Below are 19152 nucleotides of genomic sequence, written 5' to 3'. Positions count from 1 at the left end.
GGCGTCAGAGGGAGTCGAGGGCGCCGGCCCGGCGTACGGCGGCCAGGTAGCAGACGATGAGGACGACGGGCACCGCGGAGAGCGCGGCGGCCATGGGCAGGTCGAGGGTGACCTGCGAGGCGATGACGTTCCCGATCAGCTGGGTCTTGCCGCCGACGATCTGCACGGTGATGTAGTCGCCGAGGCTGAGCGAGAAGGTGAAGACGGACCCGGCCAGCAGCGCGGGGCGCACGGCGGGCAGGACGACGGAGCGCAGCGTGCGCCAGGGCCCGGCGCCGAGGTCGGCGGAGGCCTCCAGCGCCCGTTCGGGGATCCGCTCCAGGGCGGCGTAGACCGGCAGGATCATGTACGGCAGCCACAGATACGCCAGCACGATGACGACTGCTGTGGTGCCGTATCCCGGTCCGTGCAGCCCGAGCGGTGCCAGGGCCGAGTTGACGACGCCGTCCTGGCCGAGCATGACCCGCCAGGCGTAGGCCTTGACCAGATAGCTGGCCCAGAGCGGGGTGAGGACGGCGACCAGTAGCGGCCGCCGCCACCGGCGGCCCGCGACGCGCGCCATGAAGAAGGCCACGGGCAGGGCGAGGAGCGCGTCGATGAGGGTGACGGCGACCGCGATGGACAGGGTGCGCAGCGCGACGGTGCGGTAGACGGGGGTGGTCAGCAGTTCGTGGAGGTTGTCGGTGTTCCAGGTGTGGACGACGTCCGAGGTGAAGGAGTCGGTGGTCCAGAAGGCGGAGATGAGCAGGACGCCGAGCGAGCCGAGGTAGGCCAGGGTCAGCCACAGCAGCGGCGGGCCGAGCAGGGCCGCGAGGCGCAGCCGGGCGGCGGCGCGGGGGCCGGGGGCGGTGCGGGCCGCGGGGGCTCGCATCTCAGCCCTTGATCTCGGTCCAGGCCCTGGTCCATTGGGCGTAGTCGGTGCAGGTGGTGTCCTTGCGGCCGTCGAGGCACTGCTTGATGGGGGTGGTCCAGAAGTGGACCCGCTGGTAGTAGCTCTCGTCGTGGGCGTGGTAGACGGCACAGTGGCGGGGGTCCGCGGTCCGGGCGCATGCCTTGGCGTTGGCGGGGGCCTCACCGAAGTACTCGGCGACCTGGGCGTTGACCTTCGGGGAGACGATCCAGTCGAGCCATTGGTACGCGCAGTTGGGGTGTTCCGCCTTGGCGGAGACCATCCAGGTGTCGGACCAGCCGGTGGCGCCCTCCTTGGGCAGCACGGCCTTGACGGGTGCCTTGTCGGCCTGGGCGAGGTTGGCGATGACCTGCCAGGTGGTGCCGATGACGCTGTCGCCGCCCTTGAAGGCGGTGATCTCCTTCTGGTAGTCGCTCCAGTACTCCCCGACCGCCTTGTGCTGCTTCTTGAGCAGGGCGACGGCGGCGTCGAGCTGGGTGCGGTCGAGGGCGTACGGGTCCTTGATGCCCAGGGACGGCTTGCTCTTCATCAGGTAGAGGGCGGCGTCGGCGATGTAGATGGGCGAGTCGTACGCGGTGACGTGCCCGCGGTAGGCGTCGGCGTCGTCGAAGACGGCACGCCAGGAGTCGGGGGCGGGCTTGACCTTGTCAGTGCGGTACATGAGGAGGTTGGCGCCGCGGCCGTGCGGAATGCCGTACATCTGGCCGTTCTTGGAGTTGAACGGGCGCATCTTGAGGCCTGGGAAGATGTCTTTGTAGTGGGGCACCAGCTTGGTGTTGACGGGGGCGGCGTCGCCGGAGGCGATGAGGCGCAGGGTCGCGTCGCCGGAGGCGGAGACGATGTCGTACTGTCCGGTCTTCATGAGCGAGACCATCTCGTCGGAGGTCCCGGCGACTTTGGTGTTGACCTGGCAGCCGGTCTTCTTCTCGAAGGGGTGGACCCAGTCGGTTTCCGGGTCGTTGGAGCCGTCCTCCGCATAGCCCGCCCACGCGATGATGTTGACCTTGCCCTCGCTCTTGCCGAGCTCCTCCGGGGCCTTCGCCTGTTCGCCACCGCCGTCCGAACCGCAGGCCGTGACGGCCAGCAGCAGGGCGCACACCGCGGCCGCGGACCTCCCCGCAGCTGTCTTCCGCATCTTGGTCCTCCCCTATGACATGGCTGTCCGGGATCTCGCCAGTATCGGCGGGGGGATTCCGCCTCGCCAGAGCGCCTCAGGTCATGTCCAGGTCCATTGCCTGATCGACCCGGCGGATCAACTCGGCACGGGGAAGGCGTCGTTGTCGTCCCACAGCAGCCGGATCTCGGCGTCCGGACGGACGGTGCGCGGCAGGTCGGCCAGGTTCTGCCGGATCACGGTCAGCCGGTCGCCGTCCGGAAGCGCGACGGTGAAGCGGGTGTGCGCCCCGGCGTGCACGATGTCCGCGATGCGCCCGGTCACGGTCCGCTCCCCGTCGGCGGGCGGTTCGGCGAGGCCGGCGAGGCGGATGCGCTCGGGCCGGATGCTGTAGGCGCCGGGGCGGCCCACCACCCGGACCGCCGCCGGACCGCGCAGCAGGTTGGTGGTGCCCATGAAGCCCGCGACAAAGGCGGTGGCGGGGCGTTCGTACACCTCGACGGGCGGGCCGACCTGTTCGATCCGGCCATCCGATACCACCGCGACCCGGTCGCTCATGGTCAGCGCCTCCTCCTGATCGTGGGTGACCAGGAGGAAGGTGATGCCGGTGGTGTGCTGGAGCTCCTTCAGCTCGGTCTGCATCTGTCGCCGCAGGCCGAGGTCGAGCGCGCCGAGGGGTTCGTCGAGCAGCAGCACGGCGGGCCGGTCGACCAGGGCGCGGGCCAGCGCGACGCGCTGCCGCTGGCCACCGGAGAGTTCGGCGGGGCGGCGCGGGCCGAAGCCGTCCAGACGGACCGTGGCGAGCGCGTCGCGGGCGCGGACGAGCCGCTCGGCCTTGCGCACGCCGCGCACCGTCAGGGCGTAGGCGACGTTCTGCTCGACGCTCATATGCGGGAAGAGGGCGTAGTCCTGGAAGACCGTGCGCACATCGCGGCGGTGGGGCGGCAGCGCGGTGACATCGCGGCCGGACAGCTCGACGCGGCCCCTCGTGGGCCGCTCGAAGCCGGCGACGAGGCGCAGCAGGGTGGTCTTGCCGGAGCCGGAGGGGCCGAGGAGGGAGAAGAACTCGCCCTGCGCGAGTAAGAGATCGACGCCGCCGACCGCCCGTACGGCGCCGAAGTCCTTGGTCACGGCCACCAGCCGGACCGCCGCTTCCGTCATGGCCACGGCTGCTCCCTTCATGGGGGTCATCGGGCTCTCCGGTCAATTGGTCGCGCGGGGTCTCCCCCAGCCACTGCCGGGAAGTGCCGCTGTACCGGGGTTACGTGCCCCGCGGCCGCTGTGCCACACTCCTGACGTTCCGTCAGTTGCGTTCATCTCGCCGTTTGGGAGGCGTCGTGCCGCGCACCCGTACACCGGTGGTCCCCGGGTGGTTCACCGCCGAGGGCGAGGAGTTCCGGCTGCTGGGGACGCGGTGCCGGGCCTGCGGCTCAATGTTCTTCCCGCGGGAGGACTCCTTCTGCCGCAGCCCCGGCTGCGCGGGCACCGAACTGGACGAGGTGCCGCTGTCCCGGCGCGGCCGCGTCTGGTCGTACACCGACGGGCGCTACCGGCCGCCCGCGCCGTACGTCAGCGACCCGGAGGCCGAGTGGCAGCCGTACACGCTGATCGCCGTGGAGCTGGCGGCCGAGCGGATGGTGGTGCTCGGGCAGGGCGCGCCCGGGGTGACCCTGGCCGACCTGGCCGTGGGAATGGAGGTCGAGGCCGTGCCCGGGGTGCTCAACGAGGACGCCGAGCACATCTGGACCACCTGGAACTGGCGGCCCGTCACCGGGAAGCGGTCATGACCGGCGAGGGCGGCGACGTGGCGGTGCTGGGTGCGGGGATGCACCCGTGGGGCAAGTGGGGCCGCGGCTTCGTCGAGTACGGCACGGTGGCCGCGCGCGCTGCGCTCGCCGACGCCGGACTGGACTGGCCGGCCATCGGCTCCGTGGTCGGCGCGAACACCTTGCGGTGCGGCTACCCCGGGCAGGTGGCGGGCGCGACCTTCGCGCGAGCGCTGGGCTGGCAGGGGGCGCGCGTGACCAGCGTGTACGCGGCCTGCGCCTCCGGTGCGCAGGCCATCAACACCGCCCGCACCCAGATCCTGGCCGGCCTGGCGGACACCGTGCTCGTCGTCGGCGCGGACGCGGCGCCCAAGGGATTCTTCGCCCCCGCGGGCGGCGACCGGCCCGACGACCCCGACTGGCTGCGCTTCCGGCTGCTGGGCGCGACCAACCCCGCGTACTTCGCGCTCTGGGCCCGCCGCCGGATGGCCGTATACGGCGACACGCCCGAGGACTTCGCGCGGGTCAAGGTGAAGAACGCGGCCGCGGGGGCCGCCAACCCCCACGCCCGCTACCGCACGGCCGTCAGCGCCGAGGACGTCGCCGCCTCCCCGGTCGTCGCCGACCCGCTGCGCCTGCTGGACATCTGCGCGACCTCCGACGGGGCGGCGGCGCTCGTGCTGAGCAGCGTGGACTTCGCCCGGCGGCAGGGCGTCCGGCAGCCGGTGCGGATCCGCGCGGTCTCCACCGTCACCCCGCGCTATCCGCGCACCGCGCTGGACCTGCCGGACATCGCGACCGACTCGGCGGCCGCCGCCCTGGACCCGGAACCCGACACCTTCCGCGCCGCCATCGCGCGGGCGGCGTACGAGGAGGCGGGGCTCGGGCCCGAGGACCTGTCGCTGGCGGAGGTGTACGACCTGTCCACCGCGCTGGAGCTGGAGTGGTACGAGGACCTCGGGCTGTGCGGGGCCGGGGAGGGCGCGAAGCTGCTGCGCGAGGGCGCCACCGCGCTGGGCGGGCGGCTCCCGGTCAACCCGAGCGGCGGCCTCGCGTCCTTCGGCGAGGCGGTCCCGGCGCAGGCCATCGCCCAGGTGTGCGAGCTGACCTGGCAGCTGCGGGGCCTGGCCGGGGAGCGGCAGGTGGACGGGGCACGGGCCGCAATCACCGCGAACCAGGGGCTGTTCGGGCACGGATCGTCGGTGATCGCCGTCCGCTGAGCCGCGCCGCTCGTCAGGCCAGCGACAGGAACAGCTTCTCCAGCCGCGCGCGGGTGCGCTCCCTGGCCTGCGGCCGAGCGCCGTTCTCCTCGGCGAGGCAGTGCTGCAGACCGCTGGCGATGATCGCGAACCCCGCCCGGTCCAGCGCCCTGGACACGGCCGCCAGCTGGGTGATCACCTCTTCGCAGTTCCGGCCGTCCTCGATCATCCTGACGACCCCGGCGATCTGCCCCTGGGCCCGGCGCAGCCGGTTCAGCACCGCGGTCAGCTCCTCGGCCGCCAACTCCAGCTCCAGTTCCGGCTCCACAGCCCCTCCATCCAGATACCCGGCGGGCGACCTGCCCGGCCGGAGAAGACCCGAGACACACCACGGCCCGCACCCCGGACGGCGGGGTACGGGCCGTATCACCGACGCAGCCCTGGCGGCGCCCTCTAGCGCCGGGCCGCGGAGGCCATCATCGCGTGCTCGACGACCGAGATGAGCACATCCTTGGCGGACTCCCGCTGCCGGGCGTCACACAGGATGACCGGCGTGCCCGGGTCGAGGTCGAGCGCGTCGCGCACCGCGTCCTCCGGGTAGCGGTTGGCGCCCTCGAAGCAGTTGACCGCGACCGTGAAGGCGATGCCGCGCCGCTCGAAGTAGTCGACCGCCGCGAAGCAGTCCTCCAGCCGCCGGGTGTCGGCGAGGACGACGGCACCCAGCGCGCCCGTCGCCAACTCGTCCCACAGGAACCAGAAGCGGTCCTGTCCCGGGGTGCCGAACAGATAGAGCACCAGGTCTTCGCGGAGCGTGATGCGCCCGAAGTCCATGGCCACGGTGGTGGTCGTCTTGGCCTCCACCCCCGCGATGTCGTCGACCGGCCGCCCCGCCTCGCTGAGCAGTTCCTCGGTGCGCAGCGGCTTGATCTCGCTCACCGCGCCCACCAGAGTCGTCTTGCCCGCGCCGAACCCGCCCGCCACCAGAATTTTCAGCGTGACCGGGTCGATGACATGAGATCGGCCCGGGTCAGAGTGCCCGTAGACCATTGATCACCTCGCGCAGAATCCTCTCGTCCGGCAGTTCCGCCGGAGGTACGGGCCGAGACACTCGGACGAGTGCCGCGTGCAACAGGTCTCCGATGAGCACCCGGACGACGCCGACCGGCAGGTCGAGTTCGGCCGCCAGTTCGGCGACGGACTGAGGGGAGTCCCGGCTCAGCTCGACGATGTCGATGTGCTCCGGGGACAACGTCTGGTCGGCAGCGACGGGCACGTGGGTGACGCTGTCGGCGACGACCACCGCGATGAGGTCGAGCTTTCCCTCGGCGGCGCTGCGGGTGCGGCCCCGTGTCATCGCGTAGGGTCTGACCACCGGTCCCGCCGCGTCGTCGAACCAGCGGGCGGCGCCTTCACCGTCTGCGGTCATCTCCCCTCTCCCCCGTCACCCGCCGGATCGCGGCGCGCTGCCCAGATGCACGCCCACCCGCTTGACCAGCAGCGTCATTTCGTAGGCCACCTGTCCGACGTCCGAGTCGGCGTCGGCGAGCACCGCCAGGCAGCTGCCGTCGCCGGCCGCGGTGACGAACAGGAAGGCGTCGTCGAGCTCGACGATGGTCTGGCGGACCCGCCCGACGTCGAAGTGACGGCCGACCCCCTTGGCGAGGGAGTGGAAGCCCGAGGCCACGGCCGCCAGGTGCTCGCCGTCCTCGCGGGACAGGTCACGGGAGCCGCCGGTGGGCAGGCCGTCCCCGGAGAGCACCAGCGCCTTGCGGATGCTGCCGACGCGTCCGACCAGTTCATCGAGCAGCCAGTTCAGCTCGCCCGATGCTCTCGGCGAGGCGTTCCGTGCTGCGTGCGGTGCGGTCATCGACCGTCCCCCTCATATGTCGTTCCAGGTGCTGTGTCCGCCCCGCTATTCCCGGTGGCCGTCTGGCGTCGGCCGCGCTGCCATCCCCGTTGGAGCGAGGCCATGGTGGCCCGCGCCTGTTCGGCTTCGCGTTCGGGGTCGGTCTCGGCAGGGTATCGGTCCGCCTCGGTCTGCGGAGCGGGGTCGTTCTTCAACTGGGGTGCCAAGCTGGCCTGCCGCACCCGCTTGGGGAGACCGGACGCCGACCGCTGGGCCGGCACGGTGCGCTCCGGTCTGGCGGGTTCCCCGTTCCAGGCCGTCGGAGCCTGCTGCTCGGGGGCGGGGGCGGCGGGACGGCCCGCGTTCCGGGGCCCGGACCTGCCCTGGCCGTCGGCCGGGCCCCGGCCGCCGGGGCGGCCTTCCCTCTGGGCCCAGGACGGCTGCGCACCGCCCTGCTGCGGACGGGCCGACTGCTCACCACCGCGGGGCTGCCCGCCGCCCTGCGGCCGGGGCGACTGCGCGCCGCCCTCCTGCGGACGGGCGTGCCGACCGCCGCCCGGGACGCCCTGCACCGGGCGGCCGTGGTCGGAGACCAGCACCGGCGGGACGCGGCGGGGCAGCGGCGCGGGACCCTGGTCCCGGGTGCCCGGCGCGCCGTCCCGCGTCTGCTGGTGCTGCGCCTCGGGCACCCGCTGGTGCGGCACGGGACCGGTGGGCCTGGCGGCCGCGGGCGGCGTCTGCGACAGGCCGCGGGCGCGGAAGATCGCGCCTGCTTCGTCGTCGTCCTCGATGTCGCCCTCGACGCCGGCCTGTGCGAGCGGCGCGGCGGACGGCTCGAGTTCGACCGGCCCGTCGACCACCGACACCTTGCGGCCCGCCCGGTCGGAGAAGGCGACCGGAGCCTCCTCGACGGCCTGCAGCCTGCTGTCCGGACCCAACCTGATGTCCGAGACGCCGCGCTCCCGGCCGCTCTCGTACGTGCCGCTCTCGTACATGCCGTCGGCCTCCTGGCCCGTCTCGCCGGTGTCGGTGAGCAGGGCCGAGGGGATGAGCACGATCGCGGTGGTGCCGCCGTACGGGGAGGGCTGCAGCGAGACCCGTACGCCCTGCCGCTGGGCGAGCCGGCTGACCACGAACAGGCCGAGCCGGTCGGTGTCGGACAGCTCGAACTCCGGGGTCTCGGCGAGCCGCTGGTTCGCCTCCAGCAGCGCGTCGGGCGTCATGCCCAGGCCCCGGTCGTGGATCTCCAGCGTGAACCCCTTGGCGACCCGCTCGCCGTGCACCTGGACGGCGGTGTGCGGGGGCGAGAAGACGGTGGCGTTCTCCAGGAGTTCGGCGATGAGGTGGGTGAGGTCGCCGACCGCCGGGCCGTTGACCGCGAGCCGCGGCATGCGCCGGACCTCGATCCGCTCGTAGTCCTCGACCTCGGCGACCGCGGCGCGGACGACGTCCATCAGCTGGATCGGCTTGCGCCACTGCCGGGAGGGGGCCGCGCCGGAGAGGATGACCAGACCCTCGGCGTGCCGCCGCATACGGGTGGTCATATGGTCCAGGCGGAACAGGTCGGCGAGCTCGTCGGTGTCCTCGGTGCGCCGCTCCATCGCGTCCAGCAGGGTCAGCTGGCGGTGCAGCAGCACCTGGCTGCGGCGGGCCAGGTTGACGAAGACCTCGGAGACGCCCTGGCGGAGCTCGGCCTGCTTGACGGCCCCCTCGACCGCGGCGCGCTGCAGGGTGTTGAGGGCCAGGCCGACCTGGCCCATCTCGTCCTGGCCGTACTCGAGGCGGGGCGCCTCGGTGTCCACGTCGATCTGCTCGCCCGCGCCCAGGCGGCGCAGCACGCTCGGCAGCCGCACGCTGGAGGCCTCCTGGGCGTCCTTGCGCAGCTGGGACAGGTCGCGGATCAGACCACGGCCGATCCTGAACGACACGAAGATCGAGACGATCAGGGCCAGCAGGCCGAGGATGCCCGCGGCACCGGCCCTGAGCATGACGTCGTCGGCCACCGGGTCGATGCGCTTCTGGAGGCGGTCGGTGGCCTCCTTGCCCAGCCGGTCGTAGTCGTTGAGCATCGGCTGGGCGGCGGCCTCCCAGTGCTTCCTGTCCAGGACCTGGAGCGCGTCGGACGGCTTGCTGGAGGCCATGAGCTTGCCCTCGGCCAGGCGCAGGGCGGCGGGCGCGGCGTTGTCGCGCCGGTAGTCCGAGAAGACCTTCTGCTCGGAGGCGGGCAGGATCGGCAGGTTCGTTTCGTACAGCAGGTTGCGCTCGGCGATGAGGTCGGAGATGGCGTGCAGGTCCTCCGGGGTCATCTTGCGCGCCGTCAGCGCCGAGACATACAGCGCGTCCTCGCGGGAGAGCGCCTCGCGGGCACGGATCATGGCGACCAGCGCGCGGCCCTGCTTGTCCAGGTCCGTGTCGGGCACGGCGTGCAGCGAGCTGCGGAAGGTGTAGCAGAGGTCGACGAGTTTGTTGTAATACTCATACGCCGCCGCGCGGTTGGTGCCGCGGTCCTCCACCTTGCGGCGCAGGGCGTCCAGGCCCTCGGCCGCCTTGAGGATGGCGGAGAGCTGATCCTCCGTTTCGGAGTTCATCATGTCGCGCACATCGCTGTCCGCGGCGGCGTCGCGGAGCACGCCCATGACCTCGTCGGTCTTGCGCTGCAGCGCGTGGAGCACGGGAAGTGCGTCGGCCTGGCGCGGATCGGCCAGGAGGACGAGGGTCTGCCGGCGCTCCTTCTGAATGGCGTGAACGGCCTCCTCGGCCGGCTGACCGGCCTTGTCGATGATGTCGGAGGCGTCCAGGAGCCGAATCGCCTCACGACTGGTGATCACTGTAGCGAAGGCCCAGATTGCCGTCAGCGAGACAAGTGGCACCAGCAACAGCGCCACGATCTTCCGGCGGATCGATTTCCCGCGAAAGCGCATGGCCTCCCCAACGTCAACCCCGTTATCCGGGGGCGGTGTTCGAGTTCCGACAACAAGCGGCGCGAGCCTACTACTGCCCGTTCGACAACTCGAAGGCATGTCCGCTTGATGCCGGGGACCGGCCACCTGGCGCCATCACGAGTTGTCCGGTGATGGACTGACTTACCCCCCGCCACCCTCCTTCTGTTGTCGGCCTCGGCAGGCTGGAATGAGTCAACCCTTGGCTGGATTTCCCCTCTCTGGGGGAACCTCCCGCCGCTGTCATTCGTGCACTGAGGGGGCACACTAGGGGGGAATACGACCCATGTCCCGCTTTTCGAAACCGCCGGACCTGGGCAGCCGCTGAAAGGTGTAGGGGCTTCATGGACGCCATGGACAAGGATCGCGACATCCCGCAGCGCGCGGTTCCGCCGCTGTGGACCGAGGAGTCGGCCCGAAGGCGCCGACTGCCCGATCCGGTCCGCACGGCGGCGGTGCGCGCGGTCATCATCGTGGCGGTGACCTTGGTGCAGGCCATGATCGCGGTGCTGAGCGCGCTGGCGGGTTCGTGGCTGGCGTTCCCCTCGGTGCTGACCACCGTGGCCAGCACGGTTCTGGCCACCTGGGGCGTGCTGGATGTATGGGTGACGCGGCAGGTGTGGAACCAGCGTTACGGGGTGGTGTCCCGGCCCAGCAGCTCGGCGCGGGAGCTGCGCCGGCAGCGCCGCCGGGCCCGGAAGGCGGGGCCGGGCGGCTCGCGGCGGACCGCGGAGCGCGGGCCGGCGCGCGGCGCGGCGGCGTGACGGGCCGGGCGGCTGACGGCGCCCGCGCCCGGCTGGGCGGGCGCCGTCAGCCACCCCGGGGAGGGCATGCACACTGACGGTGAGCGCGGCTATCCGCCCGGGGCCTCCGCCGGGGCCGGGGCGTCCGGGCGGCGGTACATCCGGGTCGCCGTGATCTGCCCGTGCACCTGGCCGTCCTCCGGGTTCCGCTCGGGCAGCCCCGGCCGCAGATGTTCCTCGACGCTGATGTACTTCAGCCCCGCGCGCAGGTCCGCGTCATTACGCAACCGGATGACCAGCGGGAACTCGGCGAGCGCCGTCGTATCGAACAAACCCGTGGTGTAGAGCAGCTGGACCCCCAGCGCATCCGCGACCGCTCGCTGCAGCTCCAGCAGATACGTCGCGTTGGCGCGCCCGATGGGGTTGTCGAGGAACAGCGTGCCCGCGTGGCGGTGCCGGTCCCGGCCCCGGTCGTTGCTGCGCAGCGCCGCCATCGTGCAGTACAGGGCGATGGCGGCGGTCAGCAGCTGGCCGCCGGAGAAGACATCGCCCATCTGCCCGACCGGCACCCGCTCGGCGCGGAGCACCGCGTCCGGCTTGAGGATCTCCACGGCCACGCCGCGCGGCTGGAGCGCCGCGTGCACACCGCGCAGCAGCAGCGACATGCCGTCGCGGCGCAGGTCGGAGTTCTTCCGCACGGCGGAGCGGGTCGCCTCGTCGATGACCTCGCCGAGCCGCTCGGCGAGCGTCGCCTGGTCCGGGTCCTCGAAGCGGATCCGCAGGAACTCCTGCCCCGACCACTCCCCCAGTCCTTCGGGGAGCCGGGACAGCCGCTGGGCCGAACGCAGCGTCGCCAGCGACGACTCGACCAAGCCGCGCAGCCGGTCCACGATGCTGTCCCGGTTGCGCTCCAACTGGGCCAGCTCGTCGGTCAGCACGCGCAGCCGGGGCGCGAACGCCTCGGCCCACGCCGCGGCGTGCTCCGGCAGGGCCGAAGCGGGCAGCTCGCGGATCTGCTGCCGGGCGGGGGTGCGCACCTGCTCGTAACGGGTCGCGTTGGCGTGCCGTACGAGCACATCGCTCGCCTCCCGGACGGCACCGTCGGCCGCCGACAGGTCGCCCGCGCAGCCGCGCAGCGAGCGGCGGGTCTCGGCGGCCGCCTGCCGGGCCTCGGCGAGGCTCCCGGCGTATGCCTCGGGCTGATCGTCTCCGTCCGTTCCGTCTGCGTTCTGGTGATCGCGGAGCAGGTCACGCAGCAGCGCGGCGGTCTCCTCGAAGCCGCCCGCCGCGTCCTCGGCGGCGCGGTGGGCGCGCAGCAGCTCGCTGTGGGTGGTGCGGGCGGTCTCCAGCGCGTCCGTACGGGTGCTGAGTTCGGCGTTCGCCGTGCGCAGCAGCTCCTTGGCCTGCTCGGCGTCCTGCGGGACCATCCCCTCCGGCAGCTCGGTGTGCGCGTCGCCGTCCGCGGGCGCCAGCCGCTCCGCCTCGCCGCGCAACCGGCCGAGCTGCTCGCTCGCCGCCGACGCGCGCGCCTCCAGCATGTGTACCAGCGACTCGGCGCGGGCGGCGGCCGCCTGGCGGGACGGGCCGTCCGCGCCGTCCGTGCTCTCCAGGAGCTGCGCGGCGCGGGTGCGGACCTTGTTGGTGAGCCGGTCCAGGGTGGCCAGCGCGGCGCTCTCGTCGCTCTCCGCGCGGGCCTGCTCGGCGCGCAGGTCGGCGCCGACCCCAACCTTCTCGTAGACCTGCGAGGCCGCGCGATACGCCTCGCGGAGCGCGGGCAGCGAGGCGGTGGGGGGCGCGCCGTCCGCCACGTCGTCGGGCGCGCCCGCGATCTCGGCGCGCTCGGCGCGCAGCGCGCGGGCGGTGCGGTGCGCGTCGTCGGCCGCGCGCTGGGCGGCACGCCGGTCCTCGTCCGCCGCGCGCGCCCGGTCCACGCACGCGGCGGCCCGCTCCTCGTACTCCGCGGCCTCGTCGGCCAGTTCCCGCAGCCTGGTCTGCCAGGCGGCGCGCTCCCGCAGCCGGAACGCGAGCCCCGCCAGCGCGTCGGCCGTCCGCCGGGCCCGCTGCGCCGCCTCCTGCCGCTCATCGCGCACCCGGGCCGCCTCGCCGGCCGCCTCGTCCGCCTCCGCCCTTGCCGTACGGGCCTCCGTCAGCTCCCGCTGCGCGGCGTCTGCCGCCTCGCGAGCCGCCTCGGCCGCCTCCGCCAGCTCCGCGAGCCGTCCCGGCGGGCAGCCCGTACGCCACGCCGACAGCCGCGCCGCCAGCGCCCGGTCCCCCGCCAGCCGGGCAGCGAGCGCCCGGATCTCCTCGTCCCGCGCGGTGGCCCGCGCCCGCAGCTCCCGCCGCTCGTCGTCGGCGGCCCGCTCGTCGTGCATCGCCGGGTTCGGCGGCACCAGGAACACCCCGCTGTCCTGCGCCCCGGGCGGCGGCGTCGGCGCGAGCAGCGCGGCCGCCGTCCCGACGGCCACGGCGGAGCGCGGCAGCAGCGACGCCGTGCCGAGCACCTCGCGCGCCCGCGCGTGCGTGTCGGGATCGGTGATGACCACGCCGTCGACCAGCTCCGGCCGTGCGGCCAGCACCGCGGCGTGGTCGACGGGGTCCACGGCCTGCGCCAGATACCGCCAGCCGGGCAGCGCGGGAATGCCGTGCTCGCCCAGGTACTCCACCGCCGCCAGCACGTCGGGGCTCGGCGGCAGCAGCCCGCCGTCGCCGAGCGCGCCGAGGATCCGCGCGTCGTCCGCCGCGGCCGTACGCAGGTCGAAGAGGTGCCGCTCGGCGGAGGCGACGCTCTCGTCGAGCAACTCCCGCAGCGCGTCGGCGTTCCGATCGAGCTCTTCGGCGCTCAGCGGCCCCTCCCCGATCGACCGCCGCGCGCCACCACTCCCGGGCCCACGGCCCGCGGCTTTCCCGCCCGCGTCGTCCCGTCGGGCCCCAGCGCGCGCTGCTCCCGAGCCCGGACGCGCGGCACCACCGTCGGCCGCGCCGTCGGCACCACCAGCCGCACGCCTCCTGGCGCCTTCGGCGGCCCCGGCCTGACGGACCGCAGCGCCGGTCCCGCCCCCGCGAGCCGCGCCGTCAGCCACGCCATCGCCATCCGCCGGGCGGACCGAGCCATCGGTCGCGCCGTCGGCCGCACCGTCCGCGCCGCCACCGATCGGGCTCCCCACCCCGCGAGCCGTGTCGCCGGTGCCCTCGGCCCCGCTGCCCACGCCGCCCGTTGCGTCCCCGGCCCGGCGGGCCGTAACGGCAGGCGCGTCAGCCGAGCCGGGTGCGCCGTCAGCCGAGCCGCCGTCGTGCTCGGCACGGCGAGCCGCGCCGCCGGTCCCGCGCCCGGCTCCGGGTGCTGCGCCGCCCGTCATGTCGGCGCCACGGCCAGCCGCAGCGCCATCACCCTGACGGACCATAGCGCCCGTTGCGTCCCCGGCCGCCTGGGCAGCACTGGCCGTCACGCCCTCGCCGTTGCCGGACGCGTCGGGCCGGTCATCGGCGGGGGCGGCGGCGTCGCCCGGTTCGGGGGCCCAGCAGTCCTCGGCCGAGTCGGCGGCCCGTGCGCTCTCGTCAGGGGTGCCGGCGGCCTCTTCCGGGCCGTTCTCCGGCTCGTCCACGCGGGCGGAGACGCCGCCGGGCGGATTGGCGCCGGCGGGCAGGGAGCGGGTGGGGCGTCCGGGGGCGTCGGCGGTGGGGGCGGCCTGCTCCAGTTCGTCGACGCGCATCGTCACCCGCCTCGGCTGCCCGGCCTCGGCCGCCGACGGCCGCCCGGCGCGCGGGGCCGGGACGGACGGGGTGGCCGCGGGAAGGCCGAGGAGTTCGACGAGGCGCTGTTCGGAGCCGAGCGACTCCGCCGCGCGACGCTCCGCGTCGTACGCCGCCACGGCCGCGCTGGACGCGTCGGCCGCGCGGGCGGCGGCGAGTTCGGTGCGGGAGTGCTCGGCGGCGGCTGCCTTGGCGGCATCGGCGGTGCGGCGGCCCGCCTCGCGTGCGGCGTCCCAGGCGGCGACGGCGGTCTTCTCGGCGTCGCTGGCGGCGAGGGCGGCACGGGCCGGGTCGGCGTCCGGGGCGGAGTCGTCCAGCCAGCCGGCGCGCACCGCCTCGGCGGTCTCCTGCTCGACCTCCGCGAGCCGCTGCCGCAGGTGCTCGGCCTCGCTGCGGGCGCGCTGGGCGGCCGTGGCGGCCGCCGTGGCGTCGCGGTGGGCGGCCTCGCCCGTCTCCTGGAGGGCGGCGGAGCGCTCCTCCTCCTCGTTGGCCAGGCGCTCGCCGTCCGCGGCCGCCGCGTGCAGGGCCCGTACGAGGTCGGCGGCGGCCTTGGCGCGGGCGGCCAGCGCGGGGGCGGCGTCCCGCTCGGCCTCGCGGATCGCGGCGGCGACGCGCGCCGAGCGGTCGGCGGCGGCGCGGTGGCGCAGCACCGTCTCGGCGGCCTGCCACGCGGAGTGCAGGGTGCGGGCGTCGTTGACCTCGCGGCGCTGCGCGGCCGCGCCCTTCTCCGCGGCGGCGAGTGCCAGCGAGGCGTGCCGGTAGGCGAGTTCCGCGGCGACCAGGGAGCTGCGTCCGCGCGCGTCCTCCGACTCGGTGACGGCGTGGGCCGCGGTGGCGACCTGCTGGGCGAACTCGGCGGCGCGCTCGCGCTCCTCGGCGCCGCGCGCGGACAGCCGCCTCGCGAGCGTGCGGGTGCGGCGCTCGGCGCCCGCGTGCACCCCACGGGCCTGCTCGCGCCGCTCCGCGGCGTCGGCGATGCGTGACAGCAGGTCCAGCGAGCCGGCCGTGAAGTCGCGCTCGGCCGTCAGCTCCGCGCGGCGGCCGAGCTTGTGGGCGAAGCCGTGCACGAGGTCGGCGAGCCCGTCCGTGTCGCGGGTGTCGGTGACGGCGCGCAGCAGCAGATCGGTGAAGTCGGAGTCGTTCTTGACGGCGAACAGGCCCGCGGCCTCGCCCTCGTCGGCGTTCATCTCCCGCTGGTAACGGAAGAGTTCGGGGTCGAGCCCGAGATCGCCGAGGTGTTCGTTCCAGCGCTCGTGGATCTCCACCCAGGACACGTCGAGGTGCGGATAGGCCTTGTCCGCCTCGGTGATGGCGTCGCGGAAGCCCTTCATGGTGCGGCGGCGGCCACGCGCGGTGGAGGTGCCCTCGGCGACGGGCCGCACGGCCGCGGACTCGGCCACCGGCAGGGAGTCGAGGCTCAGGCCCGGCCCGGGGCGGAAGGAGTACCACGCCTCGGCGAACTTCCGCGGGTCGTTCGACACCTGGCGGCCACGCCACTCGCTGACCTTGCCGACGACGACGGTCTCCCCGGTGACCGTGTGCTGCCACTCCAGCACGACGTGCCCGCAGTCGTCGGCGAGCAGGAACTTGCGCAGCACGCCGGAGCTGGCGCCGCCCAGGGTGTTGCGGTGGCCGGGCAGCATCACCGAGAAGATCAGCTTGAGCAGGACGGACTTGCCGCCGCCGTTCTCCAGGAAGAGCACGCCGGCGGGCGCGGGACGGCGCGGCGGGCCGACGGGCTCCTCCTCGAAGAACTCCGCCTGGGTGGGGGCGGGGCTGGGCACCGGCTCGCCGACTCCGCGCAGGTCCAGCACGGTGTCGGCATAGCGCGCACCGGCCGGCCCGATGGAGTAGAGGCGGACCCGGGACAGCTCGTACATGGCGGCGGACTTTCGTTGTCGTGAAAGCGGTCGGGAAGTCGGGGACGGAAAAAACGGAAAGCGGGGACGGTCGGGATGCGGTCAGGTGGTGCCTGGTCAGGGGGCGTGGAAGGGCAGCCCCGCGTCGGCGACCAGGTCCAGGTCGTCTCCGTCGTCCGGTGGCAACAGCGTCGCGCTGCCGTCGCTCATGGGCACGACGCCCAGGTCGAGCAGCTCGGCCATGGCGGCGCTGCCCGCCATGTCGCGCACCTGCAGCTGGTAGCGGGCGGTCGTGCGGTACGCGCCTCCGGCGTCGTCCCCGGTGCGCTGCAGAAAGCCGGAGTCGACGAGGAAGGCGACGGCCTTGCCGACGATGCCGGTCGTCGAACCGGCGAGCCGCCGCGCGTCCTTGGTGGCGCCGGTGGCGCTGCGCCGCGCGTACACCCGCCAGGCGGCCTCCAGGCCGGGCGCGTCGGTGGCCGGGTCGGTGTTCTCCCCCTGCTCCTCGGCCCGCTCCTCCAGGCGGCGGCAGGCCTGCCGTACGAAGGAGTCGATGCCGTTGACCGTGATCCGGCCGATGTAGCCGTCGTCGGCGAGATCCTCGGGGCGCGGGTAGGCCATGGCCGCGACGGCGAGATGGGCGAGGCCGTGCAGGAAGCGATCGGCGGAGTCGGAGGAGGCCCGGCGGGCGTAGTCGCCCATGCGGACGGCGAAGACGGAGTCCTCCGCGGCGGCCACGGCCATCCCGGCCCGGGTGGAGACCTCGAGCACGATCAGGCCGAGCCCGGCGGCCACGGCGTCGGCCAGCCGCGCGAACGCCGGGTCGTCGCGGTGGCGGCGCAGCAGCTCGGCGTACTCGACGTCACGGGCGGGCAGCAGCTTCGGCTGCAGCCCGAAGGCGACCAGGCGCGCCGCGTCGGCCGCGTCGGCGGGGGTGAGGGGCGCGCCTACCGCCGTACCTGACGCACCGCCCAACGCGCCCGCCGCGCCCGGCGTGCTCTGCGCCGAGGACGTCAGGTCCTGCTGCGCGGCGTCTTGGGGGTCGTACTCGCTCACGGGTCAAGCTCCTTGTGGGCCGCGGCCTGGTCGGGGCCGCGGGTCGCGGTGGGTCCGGTGGCGCCGGCCGGCGCCGACGCGGTGGCTCGCCGGCGCGGCGGAGGGTGCTGTCCGGCGCGGCGAGCGGCCGTCCTGCGGCAGGCGCCCACGCCGCTGCCCGCCCGCGCGCATGCGCGCGGAGGCTCCGGCGCCCGGCCGGCCGCCGGGCCGGTCGCGGCCGACGCGCTCGTCCCCACCGCCGCGCCCCGCCGAACGGCGCACCCGCCGCGGCGGAGAGCCGCCCCACGGCGCGGCTCCGCGGCGCTGTCACCGCCGCGGCCCGCCCCGCGGTGTCCGTACGACGCGCGCACTACGCCACCTCCGCGCGGTCCGCCGCCATCCCCGCCGCGTCCAGCAGCGCCATGCCCAGTATCAGGTCGGCGCCGCCGAACTCCGGGTCGTCCAGCTCGGTGCCGTCGTCGACGGCGAACAGCAGCCGCTCCTCGCCCTGGCGGTAGGCGGTGCCGACGGGCGGGCTCGCGGCGTGGACGGCCAGCAGGGCGACGAGGTACGGAAGTTCGGGGTCGCGGCGGCGGGCCTCGGCCAGGAGGCCGGAGAGCCGGCGGGGGGCGTCGGCCGGGAGGTCGAGCAGCTGCATGGCGGCCGCCAGCTGCTCCTCGCTGAAGCGGCTGTCGTCGGGGGTGGCGATCAGGTCCGGCTCGGGCATTTCCGCGCCCAGGTGCTCGCGCTCCACGGGCGGGGTCAGCAGCATGTCCACGAGGTCGCCGACGCGCACGGACGTCGGGGTGCGCAGCCCCGTGCCTCGGGCGAAGAAGGCGTCGGTGACGCGGAGGGCGCGGTCCATGGGGAGCGGCAGGAGGGGCGCGAGGAGCTGCCCGTACAGGTCGAGTCCGGCGTGTGCGGCCGGTGTGGCGAAGGCCTGGCGGTCCTGTTCGGCACGGAAGAGCGGCCCGGCCTCCAGCAGCCGGGACTGCAGCTGGGTGTGGCGGCGGATGCAGTCCTTGACTATGTCGACGAGCTCGGCGGCGCGGCGCTTGTTCTCGGCGCTCTCCGCCTCGTCCCGGGCCTTGCGGATGTTGGTCAGGATCGCGTTCTCATGGCGGTAGCGGTCGGCGACGTGGTCCAGGGCCTCGCTGATCAGGTCGGGGACCGTGCGCAGCCAGTCGACGGCGCGGACGTTGCGCCGGGTGGCGTCGAGGGTGCGGCGCAGCGTCTCGGAGTACTGCACGGTGCGGTAGCGGGCCTGTTCGGCGGCGAGTTGGGCGTCGGCGAGGCGGCCGCGGCTGACCAGCACCTCCAGCTTCACCTCGGCGGCGATCTGGGCGCTGGTCACGTCCGTGTCGAGCGCGCCGACCAGGACGTTGACCGCCTCGTCGGTGGTGCGCAGATAGACGCTGCCGCCGGGCCCCGGCACCTCCTCGACCAGCTTGAAGTCGTAATCACGGCGCACATAGACGCCGTCGGGGCCGAACGTGCCGTACGCGGCGCGGAAGCCGCGGTCCACACTGCCGACGTTGATCAGGTTTTCCAGCACCCAGCGGGCGACGCGCTCGTGCTCGGCGGTGGGCCGGCCCGGGGCCTGCGCGGCGATGCGGGGCAGCAGCCTGGCCACTATCTGGTCGTGGTCGGCGCCGGTGTCGAAGTCCATGTTGAGCGTGACCAGGTCGATGGCGGCGAGGGCGACCTCCGCCATCGCGTACACCGAGTACTCGCCCGCCAGGCTGCCCTTGCGCGCGTCGAGGTCGTGCAGCGGCGCGGTGCAGGCGAGCGCGCGCAGCCGCCGGGCCAGGCCTTCGTCGGCGGCCGGACCCGGGGCCGGGCGTGCGGCCCCGGCGTACCCGTTGAGCTGGGGCGCGGCGGCTCCAGACGGTGGAGAAGTCACGTCGCACAGATTAGGCGCTCGCACCGACAACGGACGAAACGGCGCGGAGCGGCCAGGCGCGCGGACCGATCCATCAGTCTACGACGCG

General features: G+C 74.2%; 14 protein-coding genes. 3 read left to right on the top strand and 11 right to left on the bottom strand.

All coding sequences use genetic code 11. The features are described 5' to 3' along the window. Positions 1–4: 4 nt before the first annotated feature. From PV419_RS35055 to PV419_RS35045, 3 genes are all read right to left on the bottom strand, one after another. Positions 5–871, bottom strand: coding sequence for an ABC transporter permease (locus tag PV419_RS35055; protein ID WP_319695842.1), 867 nt, complete (start codon positions 869–871; stop codon positions 5–7). A 1-nt stretch (position 872) separates the two neighbouring features. Beyond that, the gene (locus PV419_RS35050; protein ID WP_319695840.1) at positions 873–2045 is read right to left on the bottom strand and encodes an ABC transporter substrate-binding protein; all 1173 of its coding nucleotides are present in this window, start codon (positions 2043–2045) and stop codon (positions 873–875) included. Positions 2046–2162: 117 nt separating this feature from the next. Then, positions 2163–3215, bottom strand: coding sequence for an ABC transporter ATP-binding protein (locus PV419_RS35045; RefSeq protein ID WP_319695839.1), 1053 nt, complete (start codon positions 3213–3215; stop codon positions 2163–2165). 146 nt (positions 3216–3361) lie between these two features. Here PV419_RS35045 and PV419_RS35040 point away from each other — a divergent pair, with 146 nt between their 5' ends. Both PV419_RS35040 and PV419_RS35035 read left to right on the top strand, forming a co-directional pair. After that, on the top strand, positions 3362–3811 hold the full coding sequence (locus PV419_RS35040) for a Zn-ribbon domain-containing OB-fold protein (protein ID WP_319695838.1): 450 nt from the start codon (positions 3362–3364) through the stop codon (positions 3809–3811). After that, positions 3808–5010, top strand: a complete 1203-nt coding sequence (locus PV419_RS35035) for a lipid-transfer protein (protein ID WP_319695837.1) — start codon at positions 3808–3810, stop codon at positions 5008–5010. The genes PV419_RS35040 and PV419_RS35035 overlap by 4 nt, the downstream gene beginning before the upstream one ends. A gap of 13 nt (positions 5011–5023) precedes the next feature. On the opposite strand, the gene PV419_RS35030 is transcribed toward PV419_RS35035, so the two are convergent. The 5 genes from PV419_RS35030 to PV419_RS35010 form a co-directional block, all read right to left on the bottom strand. Next, positions 5024–5305, bottom strand: a complete 282-nt coding sequence (locus tag PV419_RS35030; protein WP_319695870.1) for a metal-sensitive transcriptional regulator — start codon at positions 5303–5305, stop codon at positions 5024–5026. 137 nt (positions 5306–5442) lie between these two features. Next, the gene (locus PV419_RS35025; protein WP_319695835.1) at positions 5443–6036 is read right to left on the bottom strand and encodes a GTP-binding protein; all 594 of its coding nucleotides are present in this window, start codon (positions 6034–6036) and stop codon (positions 5443–5445) included. Then, positions 6017–6415 carry a DUF742 domain-containing protein gene (locus tag PV419_RS35020; protein ID WP_319695833.1) on the bottom strand — a complete coding sequence of 133 codons (399 nt, stop codon included), beginning with the start codon at positions 6413–6415 and terminating at the stop codon, positions 6017–6019. The genes PV419_RS35025 and PV419_RS35020 overlap by 20 nt, the downstream gene beginning before the upstream one ends. A gap of 15 nt (positions 6416–6430) precedes the next feature. Further along, positions 6431–6856, bottom strand: a complete 426-nt coding sequence (locus tag PV419_RS35015; protein WP_311726776.1) for a roadblock/LC7 domain-containing protein — start codon at positions 6854–6856, stop codon at positions 6431–6433. Beyond that, the gene (locus tag PV419_RS35010) at positions 6853–9756 is read right to left on the bottom strand and encodes a nitrate- and nitrite sensing domain-containing protein (protein WP_319695831.1); all 2904 of its coding nucleotides are present in this window, start codon (positions 9754–9756) and stop codon (positions 6853–6855) included. Before PV419_RS35010 ends, PV419_RS35015 begins: the two co-directional genes overlap by 4 nt. Before the next feature lie 362 nt (positions 9757–10118). Between PV419_RS35010 and PV419_RS35005 the strand changes: the two genes are divergently transcribed. After that, a complete protein-coding gene (locus tag PV419_RS35005; protein WP_319695830.1) occupies positions 10119–10538 on the top strand; it encodes a hypothetical protein in 420 nt (139 codons plus the stop codon). An 89-nt stretch (positions 10539–10627) separates the two neighbouring features. Here PV419_RS35005 and PV419_RS35000 read toward each other — a convergent pair whose 3' ends face one another. The 3 genes from PV419_RS35000 to PV419_RS34990 form a co-directional block, all read right to left on the bottom strand. Continuing rightward, positions 10628–16147, bottom strand: coding sequence for a hypothetical protein (locus PV419_RS35000; protein WP_319695828.1), 5520 nt, complete (start codon positions 16145–16147; stop codon positions 10628–10630). A gap of 96 nt (positions 16148–16243) precedes the next feature. Beyond that, complete coding sequence (locus PV419_RS34995) at positions 16244–17182, bottom strand: hypothetical protein (RefSeq protein WP_415925439.1); 939 nt, start codon at positions 17180–17182, stop codon at positions 16244–16246. Positions 17183–17531: 349 nt separating this feature from the next. Beyond that, positions 17532–19064 carry a hypothetical protein gene (locus PV419_RS34990; protein ID WP_319695826.1) on the bottom strand — a complete coding sequence of 511 codons (1533 nt, stop codon included), beginning with the start codon at positions 19062–19064 and terminating at the stop codon, positions 17532–17534. Positions 19065–19152: the final 88 nt, after the last annotated feature.

Source organism: Streptomyces sp. ME19-01-6 (assembly GCF_033793745.1).
Classification (GTDB): Bacteria; Actinomycetota; Actinomycetes; order Streptomycetales; family Streptomycetaceae; genus Streptomyces.
The sequence above is the reverse complement of the archived record's forward strand: the minus strand, read 5'-3'. Positions and strand labels throughout refer to the sequence as shown.